Raw genomic sequence first — 12,083 nt, forward strand, 5'->3', positions numbered from 1 at the left:
CCTAAGCGGGGCCTGCAAAGGAGTCTTTCATGCAAAATTCACAAGATTTTAGTATTACGGAACTGTCACTGCCCAAAGGGGGGGGCGCTATCACGGGAATGGGTGAAGCATTAACCCCCACTGGCCCGGATGGTATGGCCGCGCTATCTCTACCATTGCCTATTTCTGCCGGGCGCGGTTATGCTCCCGCACTCACACTGAATTACAACAGCGGCGCCGGTAACAGCCCATTTGGTCTGGGATGGGATTGCAACGTTATGACTATTCGCCGCCGCACCCATTTTGGCGTTCCCTATTATGACGAAACCGATACCTTTTTGGGGCCAGAAGGCGAAGTGCTGGTGGTAGCGGATCAATCCCGCGACGAATCCACATTACAGGGTATCAATTTAGGCGCCACCTTTACTGTCACCGGCTACCGTTCCCGTCTGGAAAGCCATTTCAGCCGATTAGAATATTGGCAGCCCAAGACAACCGGCAAAACAGATTTTTGGTTGATATATAGCCCAGATGGGCAGATGCATCTACTGGGTAAATCACCGCAAGCGCGGATTAGCAACCCGTCCCAAACTACACAAACTACACAAACAGCACAATGGCTGCTGGAAGCCTCTGTATCATCACGTGGCGAACAAATTTATTATCAATATCGCGCCGAAGATGACACAGGTTGCGAAGCAGATGAAATTACGCACCATTTACAGGCTACAGCGCAACGTTATTTACACATCGTGTATTACGGCAACCGTACAGCCTGCGAAACGTTACCCGGTCTGGATGGCAGCGCCCCATCACAAGCAGATTGGTTATTCTATCTGGTATTTGATTACGGCGAACGCAGTAACAACCTGAAAACGCCACCAGCATTTTCGACTACAGGTAGCTGGCTTTGTCGTCAGGACCGTTTTTCCCGTTATGAATATGGCTTTGAGATTCGTACCCGCCGCTTATGCCGTCAGGTATTGATGTACCATCACCTGCAAGCACTGGATAGTAAGATAACAGAACACAACGGACCAACGCTGGTTTCACGCCTGATACTCAATTACGACGAAAGCGCGATAGCCAGCACGCTAGTATTCGTTCGTCGAGTGGGACACGAGCAAGATGGTAATGTCGTCACCCTGCCGCCATTAGAATTGGCATATCAGGATTTTTCACCGCGACATAACGCTCACTGGCAACCGATGGATGTACTGGCAAACTTCAATGCCATTCAGAGCTGGCAACTGGTTGATCTAAAAGGCGAAGGATTACCGGGCCTGCTATATCAGGATAAAGGCGCCTGGTGGTACCGTTCTGCACAGCGTCAGGCAGAAAGTACCCCAGATGCTGTCACTTGGGAAAAGATGCAACCTTTATCGGTTATCCCTTCCTTACAAAGTAACGCCTCGCTGATAGATATCAACGGAGACGGCCAACTTGATTGGGTTATCACCGGACCAGGATTACGGGGATATCATAGCCAACGCCCAGATGGCAGTTGGACACGTTTTACCCCACTCAACGCTCTGCCGGTGGAATATACCCATCCGCGCGCACAACTCGCCGATTTAATGGGAGCCGGGCTATCCGATTTGGTGCTGATCGGCCCTAAGAGCGTGCGTTTATATGCCAATACCCGCGACGGCTTTGCCAAAGGGAAAGATGTGGTGCAATCCGGTGATGTCACACTGCCAGTGCCGGGCGCCGATCCGCGTAAGTTAGTGGCGTTTAGTGATGTATTGGGTTCCGGTCAGGCGCATCTGGTTGAAGTGAGCGCGGCTAAAGTCACCTGCTGGCCTAATCTGGGGCACGGACGTTTTGGTCAACCCATTACCTTACCGGGATTCAGCCAGCCAGCAACCGAGTTTAACCCGGCTCAAGTTTATCTGGCCGATCTGGATGGCAGCGGTCCAACGGATCTGATTTATGTTCATACAAACCGTCTGGATATCTTCCTGAACAAAAGTGGCAATGGCTTTGCTGAACCAGTGACATTACGCTTCCCGGAAGGTCTGCGTTTTGATCATACCTGTCAGTTACAAATGGCCGATGTACAAGGATTAGGCGTCGCCAGCCTGATACTGAGCGTGCCGCATATGTCTCCCCATCACTGGCGCTGCGATCTGACCAACATGAAGCCGTGGTTACTCAATGAAATGAACAACAATATGGGGGTCCATCACACCTTGCGTTACCGCAGTTCCTCCCAATTCTGGCTGGATGAAAAAGCCGCGGCGCTGACTGCCGGACAAACACCGGTTTGCTATCTCCCCTTCCCGGTCCACACCCTATGGCAAACGGAAACAGAAGATGAAATCAGCGGCAACAAATTAGTCACAACACTGCGTTATGCTCGTGGCGCATGGGACGGACGCGAGCGGGAATTTCGCGGATTTGGTTATGTAGAGCAGACAGACAGCCATCAACTGGCTCAAGGCAACGCGCCAGAACGCACGCCACCGGCGCTGACCAAAAACTGGTATGCCACCGGACTGCCGGTGATAGATAACGCATTATCAACTGAGTATTGGCGTGGTGATGATCAAGCTTTCGTCGGTTTCTCACCACGCTTTACGACTTGGCAAGATGGCAAAGATATTCTGTTAACACCGGAAGATGATAACAGTCGGTACTGGTTCAACCGCGCGTTGAAAGGTCAACTGCTACGTAGTGAACTGTACGGATTGGACGATAGTACCAATAAACACGTTCCCTATACTGTCACTGAATTTCGTTCACAGGTACGTCGATTACAGCATACCGACAGCCGATACCCTGTACTTTGGTCATCTGTAGTTGAAAGCCGCAACTATCACTACGAACGTATCGCCGGCGACCCGCAATGCAGTCAAAATATTACGCTATCCAGTGATCTATTTGGTCAGCCGCTAAAACAGCTTTCGGTACAGTATCCGCGCCGCCGGCAACCGGCAATCAATCTGTATCCTGATACATTGCCTGATAAGTTGTTAGCCAACAGCTATGATGACCAACAACGCCAATTACGGCTCACCTATCAACAATCCAGTTGGCATCATCTGACCAACAATACCGTTCGAGTGTTGGGATTACCGGATAGTACCCGCAGTGATATCTTTACTTATGACTCTGAAAATGTACCTGCTGGTGGTTTAAATCTGGAACTACTGAGCGATAAAGATAGCCTGATCGCGAACGATAAACCACGTGAATACCTCGGCCAACAACAAATCGTTTATACCGACGGGCAAAACGCGGCGCCATTGCAAACACCAACACGGCAAGCTCTAATTGCCTTTACCGAGACAACGGTATTCAATCAGTCCACATTATCGGCGTTCAATGGAAGCATCCCGTCCGATAAATTATCAACGACGCTGGAGCAAGCCGGATATCAGCAAACAAATTATCTATTCCCTCGCACTGGAGAAGATAAAGTTTGGGTAGCCCATCACGGCTATACCGATTACGGTACAGCCGCACAGTTCTGGCGCCCGCAAAAACAGAGCAACACCCAACTCACCGGTAAAATCACCCTCATCTGGGATGCAAACTATTGCGTTGTGGTACAAACCCGGGATGCTGCTGGACTGACAACCTCAGCCAGATATGACTGGCGTTTTCTGACCCCGGTGCAACTCACCGATATCAATGACAATCAGCACCTTATCACACTGGATGCATTGGGCCGACCAATCACATTGCGCTTTTGGGGAACTGAAAACGGCAAGATGACAGGTTATTCCTCACCGGAAAGAGCATCATTTTCTCCACCATCCGATGTTAATACCGCTATTGAGTTAAAAAAACCGCTCCCTGTAGCACAGTGTCAGGTCTACGCACCAGAAAGTTGGATGCCAGTATTAAGTCAGAAGACCCTCAATAGACTGGCAGAGCAAGACCGGCAAAAGTTATATAACGCCCGAATCATCACCGAAGATGGACGCCTGTGCCCACTGGCTTATCGCCGCTGGGTACAAAGCCAAAAGGCAACCCATCAGCAATTTAACTTGTTGAACGACAATTCCCGTTTACCTCCTCACAACCTGACATTGACTACGGATCGTTATGATCACGATACTGGGCAACAGATCCGTCAACAGGTGGTATTCAGTGATGGCTTTGGCCGCTTGCTGCAAGCCGCTGCCCGACATGAGGCAGGCATGGCCTGGCAACGCAATGAAGACGGCTCTTTGATTATAAATCTCCAGCATACTGAGAACCGTTGGGCAGTGACTGGACGAACGGAATATGACAATAAGGGGCAACCGATACGTACCTATCAGCCCTATTTCCTCAATGACTGGCGATACGTCAGCAATGATAGTGCCCGGCAGGAAAAAGAAGCTTATGCAGATACCCATGTCTATGATCCCATAGGTCGAGAAATCAAGGTTATCACCGCAAAAGGTTGGTTCCGTCGAACCTTGTTCACTCCCTGGTTTACTGTCAATGAAGATGAAAATGACACAGCCGCTGAGGTGAAGAAGGTAAAGATGTAACGTGATCAATCCCGCCTGGCTGACAGGCGGGAAACATAGATAGAGGTGAAAGGTGTTGCTCATAATACCGTCAGACACTCAACTTATTATCTGGTTGATCATTGGTTTTATTGCGGCCTGGGGCGGACTCGTAAGGTACCTCATTGATATGCAAAACAAACAATATAAATGGAGTTGGATCAACGTATTCTGTCAACTCATCATCTCCTGTTTTACCGGTGTACTGGGAGGATTGCTGAGTTTTGAAAGTGGCGGCGGCATCTATATGACTTTTGCGATTGCAGGTCTATTCGGCACAACAGGCAGTACCGGATTGAACTGGCTTTGGCGCCGCCTCATTACGCATCATCAAGATCATGGAGGAAAGCAATAAAGCATTCCCATTGCCACAACAAACCATCTGTCTCCAGTTAAACTGGAAAATTATCCACTACACTATCGTAAGAAAACTAATATGCAGACAAAAATTGTGATTGCAGAAAGGATTACACACAACAACCCAACAACGAGGTAACTCATGAAAAACATTGATCCCAAACTTTATCAAAAAACCCCTACTGTCAGCGTTTACGATAACCGTGGTCTGATAATCCGTAACATCGATTTTCATCGTACTACCGCAAATGGTGATCCCGATACCCGTATTACCCGCCATCAATACGATATTCACGGATACCTAAATCAAAGCATCGATCCGCGCCTATATGAGGCCAAGAAAACCAACAATACGATCAAACCCAATTTTCTTTGGCAGTATGATTTGACCGGTAATCCCCTATGTACAGAGAGCATTGATGCAGGTCGCACTGTCACCTTGAATGATATTGAAGGCCGTCCGCTACTAACGGTGACTGCAACAGGGGTTATACAAACTCGACAATATGAAACTTCTTCCCTGCCCGGCCGTCTGTTATCTGTTACCGAACAAACACCCGAGGAAAAAACATCGCGTATCACCGAACGCCTGATTTGGGCTGGCAATACCGAAGCAGAGAAAAACCATAACCTTGCCGGCCAGTGCGTGCGTCACTATGACACGGCGGGAGTTACCCGGTTAGAGAGTTTATCACTGACCGGTACTGTTTTATCTCAATCCAGCCAACTATTGATCGACACCCAAGAAGCTAACTGGACAGGTGATAACGAAACCGTCTGGCAAAACATGCTGGCTGATGATATCTACACAACCCTGAGCACCTTCGATGCCACCGGCGCTTTACTGACTCAGACCGATGCCAAAGGAAACATTCAGAGGCTAGCTTACGATGTGGCCGGGCAGCTAAACGGGAGCTGGCTAACACTCAAAGGCCAGACGGAACAAGTGATTATCAAATCCCTGACCTACTCCGCCGCCGGACAAAAATTACTCGAAGAACACGGCAATGGTGTTATCACCGAATATAGTTATGAACCGGAAACCCAACGGCTGATCGGTATCAAAACCCGTCGTCCGTCAGACACTAAAGTGCTGCAAGATCTGCGCTATGAATATGACCCGGTAGGCAATGTCATCAGTATCCGTAACGATGCGGAAGCTACCCGCTTTTGGCACAATCAGAAAGTGGTGCCGGAAAACACGTATACCTACGATTCCCTGTATCAGCTTATCAGCGCCACCGGGCGCGAAATGGCGAATATAGGTCAACAAAGTAACCAATTTCCCTCCCCGGCTCTACCTTCTGATAACAACACCTATACTAACTATACCCGTACTTATATTTATGACTGTGGCGGCAACCTGACTAAAATCCAGCACAGTTCACCGGCGACGCAAAACAACTACACCACCAATATCACGGTTTCAAATCGCAGCAACCGCGCAGTACTCAGCACATTGACCGAAGATCCGGCGCAAGTAGATGCTTTGTTTGATGCAGGCGGACATCAGAACACCTTGATATCAGGACAAAACCTGAACTGGAATACTCGTGGTGAACTGCAACAAGTAACACTGGTTAAACGGGACAAGAGCGCCAATGATGATCGGGAATGGTATCGTTATAGTGGCGACGGGAAACGGATATTAAAAGTCAATGAACAGCGGGCCAGCAACAACGCTCAAATACAGAGAATAACTTATTTGCCGAGCCTGGAACTCCGTTTAACACAAAACAGCACGACCACAACCGAAGATTTGCAAGTTATCACCGTAGGAGAAGCGGGCCGGGCACAGGTACGAGTATTACATTGGGAGAGCGGTAAACCGGAAGATATCGACAATAATCAGTTGCGTTATAGTTACGATAATCTTATCGGTTCCAGTCAGCTTGAATTAAATAGCGAAGGACAAATTATCAGTGAAGAAGAGTATTATCCTTATGGTGGAACAGCATTATGGGCCGCCAGGAATCAGACAGAAGCCAGTTATAAAACTATCCGTTATTCAGGCAAAGAGCGGGATGCCACCGGGCTATATTACTACGGCTATCGGTATTACCAACCGTGGATAGGACGGTGGTTAAGCTCCGATCCGGCAGGAACAATCGATGGGCTGAATTTATATCGGATGGTGAGGAATAATCCAATTAAATATCATGATACTGATGGTAGAGTCCCTGAAATTAAAGACGTCGAACACACGGTTATATATGGTTTCAGTCATCACCGCGGATCTGAGATGGGAAAAGCATTCGCTGCTAATAAGAATCCGGTTACCATCGATGAGTATAATGCCGGGCTAGGTATCATGGGTGAATTAAGTCTGTCTGATTATTTTAGAATTTCTCAAAATCTTAAAGAAGACAGCCCGCCTAAATTGAATGAGGGAAATATAAGAGCTAACTCACTTAAATATCTGGATGCTATAGGTATAAAGGCGGATTCAGCTACGGATAAAATTAAACAGGAAGCCTATGAACAACAATATGCTTACACTGCGTCATGGAGTTTTCATATGGTAGAAAATCAAGGAAAATTAGATATTCAGAGTAAAATAAAAAACCTTCTACCGCCAAAGGGACTTTTCAGTGGGTTATCCGGCCAAAAACGATTCCAGAAATTAGACGCATTCATTTTCAAAAATAGCGACGGTAACGATTTCACTATTCAAAGGCAGAGAGATATATTAACGAAATTTGCTTCCGCAGGAAGTGCAGGAGAACTTGAAAGCACCTTATCAGCCGAAGACCAATCATGGCTAAAAAATACTATTGCAACGGCATTTTTTAGACAAACAAGTAAATTAGGCATGGATTGGTTTATAAAACAACTAGCATCACCTGATTTCAGATTTGTGATGGCTGGATATAACGGTGAAAAATTGACTATCGAGCAGTTAAAATCAGACAAGCCTTGGAAAACAGGAAAAAGAAGGAAAGAAGGTCCGAATGAATATGCCGAAGCAATAACTTTCTCTGAAATTCGCCACGCTGATAGAAAAAAAATACAACAGTAAAATAAACTTTATCCAGAAATAATTATGAACAAGCCATGAGAGAATATTTATCTCATGGCTTGATTATTCTTATTATTTTATTGAATATTAACAAATCATTTTAACATTAAATATCATATAATTATGATAATATTTAAAATATCAAATCAGAAATTAATGAATTTAATGGCTCTTTATATTTATTTCTGAGCGCATAAGCACAATATCTTACCGATGGTGCTGGAAGTAATTCAAAATTCAGAAACGCTATACTTTTATCAATATGGGCAGAATAGCGCATTTCATTAGGTGTCATTAAACTTATCGCGACACCCGTTTTCACCAGATCTAATCTATTAGTAAAATCAGGCACCGTCAATAACACTAGATTCTGGTATTCAGGCGGGCAATTCAATGGCATAAAATTATCACATTGTTTTAAAAAAGCACTATTATGCTGAACCAAAGGAAAACTATATATTATTTTATCAGCATGACTTTCTGGCTCTAAAATATCACTGGATACAGCAAGAGACAGCTTTTGATAAGCGCCATCTATCCTGATAATATCATCATTATCTGGATAACATTCCGTAGTCACATAAACCGTTATATCCCCTTTTATTAAGGAAGAAAATACCGAGTCTTGTCTTATTAAATCATCAATAAGGAAATTGTTGATTATACAAACATCGCGGTAATGATAACGTTGCACCGCTCTTTTTACGACTGTAGATATCTTATTAACATATTCTCCACTTGTGCCAATAATTAGTTTGTCTCTGTTTGACAATTTATAATTTCTACGACAATTCCAGTTATCCTCAACTTGCAGGATTCTTTCATAACACGGCAATAACTCCTGATATAACGCCTTGCCCTCTTCTGTAAGCTTGGTTTTTCCCGGTAATCGCTCAAATAATTGGCATCCCACACGCTGCTCCAGTTGATATACGAGCCTGCTAAGTGGAGAGGGGGTAATACAAAGCGTATCCGCCGCTAACGTGAATGACTCTTTCTTAGCTGACTCCATAAAATATTTTAGTTGCTTTGAACAAAATATCATCACATACACTCTTGTTTTCATTCCAGAAATAGAATATTAACCATAGAACATGACAACTATGTTTCTACTTTGCATTCTTTTACATTAGGACATGCGTTAATTGACATTGGATTTCACCACTTTAATTCTTAATATTTATTTAATAATTACATTATATTTATAAAATAAATATAATTTACCACTATGTTGGAATAATGATTTTAATGAAAACCCATATCATTCCATTTAATATAAATATATCTCATTATCATTCATATTTTATATTTCAATTTATTACAAAAATATTTCCATTAAATTAACCTCAATATAACATTAAATAAATTATATAATTTACACCAACCACAATTTATTAATATTTCACAAGAAGAAATTAATCGCATTTCTTCTTGTTTAAAATCGCCATCATAATGATAGGTTTATGAATTCGTAAAATATTGACCATTAATCGCTAATTAATGCCCGTATATTGTTCATCGAGCGTCTGTAAATAATCTGCACTGGTCAGGTGACTAATATTACATCCACTTTCTAAACGCGATTTCAGCCAATCAATAATCCGTTCCTGTAATTTCCCTGCTGGCTCATCCAGCTTATCAGCCAATTCACCGTGGTTTTCCCATAAATCGCTAATAAGTGCGAATACCTGACCTTGAAAAGCATAATCAGAATGTAACCAAGCCTCGATTAAATGGTCGCCCAAGACAAAGGTTTGTTCACTCCCACCGTGACCACAATTTTCAGGCCGATAATAAATCTGCGGCTCGGGCATATCGATCATCAGCTCACTTACCGGTGTCAAAAATGCCGACCAATCGCTGACGATCATTGCCGGTAATAACTGACCGAGGATACGCGCATCCATACTGCGTAAGAGCACCTGTTTCTCCTGTAATATCACCTGCTGGCGTGAACGCCAATGATTAAGCTGTCGCGCCCATAAATCCTCACTGCGATAAGCCCAACCCCAACTGTTATCGCTCAGAGTTTGGCTATCAAGCAGATGACCGATTACTGACAGACAACCTGACTTAGGCTGAACCAGCCAGGGGCTTTGCGCCAGCAGGTGATCCATTGGTGTATTGCTGTATAGCGGAAAAGCCTGCTCTACCCAGTCATTACGATAAAAGAGCTCCACCGGGTTAGGTTCCGCCAGTGAATTGAGCATAAAGAAAACAGGTGGCTTATTAGGCGTAGTCAGCCATTGTTTCCAGTTCATAGAAGTGTTCATACATCCTCCTGGTTATCGATAATCAAGTTAGCTTCCAATTGAGCCTGCACAGCACAAAGCGGTCTGGCAAGATACTTAAGGCGCGACGCCTTCCACCGTGATCAACTGTTTCTTCTCGTCAGGTGAAAAAGGAAATAGCCTGTCAAAAAGAGTGTCGCCAAACGCCCAGTAAATAAAATAGAGAAATAATAAGGACAGCGTGATTTTCAATATTTTCATACGGACAGTTCCTTTTAATAACAGTATTCTCATGTTGGCATTTAGATAAACTGGTGACACAACCTTATAGAACGTTACTTTATGTAACGGGTATCTATCATTCGGGTATTGATTTCAATGTGCCCGTCAGGATATTCAACCCATTCACTTTTCCTAGTTACTATGACCTTTGGCATTTTGGTTTCATCCAGCTTAGGTTTAAAAATAATTTTCCATTTTGCTCCCGGTGTTAACTTCAACCTAAAGGGATACAATTCAACTTCACCTTGTAAGGATACACTTTTCGGAAATCCTTCAACCATTTCTAAAACAGGGTAAAGAACCGGATTAAAATCAATCGTATTCGATGCAGGGATTTCGCTAATATTCGTCTGGACAGCATCATTGATAAAGGCGGTTAAACTGGTTCCCGTATACGGCACAGCATCTTTCACCAAATGTCGGACATCGGTATACCCCACTGCCACAGAAGCCTGATTGATTTTCCATTTACACCATCCTCCACCATTGAAAGGCAATTTCGCCTGAAAGTAACCGGTTTGGGGATCTGACTTCACATCCAGACGTAATCCATAATAAGTCGGCACTTGATAAGGCGACATACCTGCATCAAGCTGATATTTAAGGCAGTCTTTTGAGATATACTGCGCAGATACATACGGTTTTGTGTATTTCGGCACGACACCTTCCACCGTAATCAACTGTTTCTTCTCATCAGGCGAAAAAGGAAATAGCCTGTCAAAAAAGGTGTCGCCAAACGCCCAGTAAATAAAATAGAGAAATAATAAGGACAGCGTTATCTTCAATATTTTCACACAGATAGTTCCTTTTAATAACAGTATTCTCATGTTGGCATTTAGATAAACTGGTGACACAACCTTATAGAACGTTACTTTATGTAACGGGTATCCACCATTTGGGTATTGATTTCAATGTGCCCGCCAGGGTATTCAACCCATTCTCCCCTTCCGTTAGTGACAGTAATTTTCGGCATCTTGGTTTCATCCAGTTTAGGCTTGAAGGTGATTTTCCATTCCTCTCCTGGCATTAATTTCAACCGAAAAGGAAACGAATCTACCTTGCCCTGTAAGGAAACTCTGTTTGGACGTCCCTCAACCATTTTCAAAACAGGGTAAATAACCGGGCTGAAATTTATCGTATTCAATGCACGAGTCTCAGAGGCTTCAGAATAATTTGTTCGTGCGGCATCATTGATAAAGGCGGCTAATCCTGTTCCCGAAGAGAGTTCGGCATCTTTCACCAGATGACTAACATCGGTATAACCCACCGCCACAAACGCTCGATTGATTTTCCATTTACACCATCCTCCACCATTGAAAGGCAATTTCGCCTGAAAGTAACCAGTTTGCGGATCAGCTTTTACATCCAAATCCAATCCATAATAAGTCGGCACTTGATAAGGCGACATACCTGCATCAAGCTGATATCTAAGGCAGTCTTTTGAGATATACTGCGCGGACACATACGGTTTTGTGTATTTCGGCACGACACCTTCCACCGTAATCAACTGTTTCTTCTCATCAGGCGAAAAAGGAAATAGCCTGTCAAAAAAGGTGTCGCCAAACGCCCAGTAAATAAAATAGAGAAATAATAAGGACAGCGTTATCTTCAATATTTTCATACTGATAATTCCTGTTTATCACAGTAATGCTGTAAGGCCAGTTCCCCTTGTTCTTCCTGCTGGCTGACCGTCAGTGATTTTATTAACTG

The 12,083-nt window shown here is 44.3% G+C and carries 8 protein-coding genes; 3 read left to right on the forward strand and 5 right to left on the reverse strand.

The window, feature by feature from the left end:
- Positions 1 to 29 precede the first annotated feature (29 nt).
- The 3 genes from C6H66_RS17220 (at position 30) to C6H66_RS17230 (ending at position 7,860) form a co-directional block, all read left to right on the forward strand.
- Positions 30 to 4,466 carry a SpvB/TcaC N-terminal domain-containing protein gene (locus tag C6H66_RS17220; RefSeq protein WP_105396217.1) on the forward strand — a complete coding sequence of 1,479 codons (4,437 nt, stop codon included), beginning with the start codon at positions 30 to 32 and terminating at the stop codon, positions 4,464 to 4,466.
- A 52-nt stretch (positions 4,467 to 4,518) separates the two neighbouring features.
- Entirely contained in the window at positions 4,519 to 4,839 is a 321-nt protein-coding gene (locus tag C6H66_RS17225; RefSeq protein WP_105396218.1) for a phage holin family protein, read from the forward strand.
- Between the two features lie 144 nt (positions 4,840 to 4,983).
- A complete protein-coding gene (locus C6H66_RS17230) occupies positions 4,984 to 7,860 on the forward strand; it encodes an RHS repeat protein (RefSeq protein ID WP_105396219.1) in 2,877 nt (958 codons plus the stop codon).
- A gap of 133 nt (positions 7,861 to 7,993) precedes the next feature.
- On the opposite strand, the gene C6H66_RS17235 is transcribed toward C6H66_RS17230, so the two are convergent.
- The 5 genes from C6H66_RS17235 to C6H66_RS17250 all read right to left on the reverse strand — a co-directional run bounded on the left by C6H66_RS17235 (position 7,994) and on the right by C6H66_RS17250 (position 11,994).
- Entirely contained in the window at positions 7,994 to 8,905 is a 912-nt protein-coding gene (locus tag C6H66_RS17235) for a LysR family transcriptional regulator (RefSeq protein WP_105396220.1), read from the reverse strand.
- Positions 8,906 to 9,353: 448 nt separating this feature from the next.
- Positions 9,354 to 10,133 (reverse strand): DUF4123 domain-containing protein, encoded by a 780-nt coding sequence (locus C6H66_RS17240; RefSeq protein WP_105396221.1) that lies wholly within the window; start codon positions 10,131 to 10,133, stop codon positions 9,354 to 9,356.
- A gap of 75 nt (positions 10,134 to 10,208) precedes the next feature.
- Complete coding sequence (locus C6H66_RS26045) at positions 10,209 to 10,352, reverse strand: hypothetical protein (RefSeq protein WP_181150231.1); 144 nt, start codon at positions 10,350 to 10,352, stop codon at positions 10,209 to 10,211.
- Positions 10,353 to 10,426: 74 nt separating this feature from the next.
- Positions 10,427 to 11,167, reverse strand: coding sequence for a hypothetical protein (locus C6H66_RS17245; protein ID WP_248000712.1), 741 nt, complete (start codon positions 11,165 to 11,167; stop codon positions 10,427 to 10,429).
- Positions 11,168 to 11,241: 74 nt separating this feature from the next.
- Positions 11,242 to 11,994, reverse strand: a complete 753-nt coding sequence (locus C6H66_RS17250) for a hypothetical protein (protein ID WP_105396223.1) — start codon at positions 11,992 to 11,994, stop codon at positions 11,242 to 11,244.
- Positions 11,995 to 12,083: the final 89 nt, after the last annotated feature.

It is taken from the genome of Photorhabdus hindustanensis, assembly GCF_002968995.1.
Lineage (GTDB): Bacteria > Pseudomonadota > Gammaproteobacteria > Enterobacterales > Enterobacteriaceae > Photorhabdus > Photorhabdus akhurstii.

Bases quoted from the DNA above. Each gene is read 5' to 3' on its own strand.
- C6H66_RS17220 (WP_105396217.1), top strand. From the start codon at position 30: ATGCAAAATTCACAAGATTTTAGTATTACGGAACTGTCACTGCCCAAA.
- C6H66_RS17230 (WP_105396219.1), top strand. From the start codon at position 4,984: ATGAAAAACATTGATCCCAAACTTTATCAAAAAACCCCTACTGTCAGC.
- C6H66_RS17235 (WP_105396220.1), bottom strand. From the start codon at position 8,905: ATGATATTTTGTTCAAAGCAACTAAAATATTTTATGGAGTCAGCTAAG.
- C6H66_RS17240 (WP_105396221.1), bottom strand. From the start codon at position 10,133: ATGAACACTTCTATGAACTGGAAACAATGGCTGACTACGCCTAATAAG.
- C6H66_RS26045 (WP_181150231.1), bottom strand. From the start codon at position 10,352: ATGAAAATATTGAAAATCACGCTGTCCTTATTATTTCTCTATTTTATT.
- C6H66_RS17250 (WP_105396223.1), bottom strand. From the start codon at position 11,994: ATGAAAATATTGAAGATAACGCTGTCCTTATTATTTCTCTATTTTATT.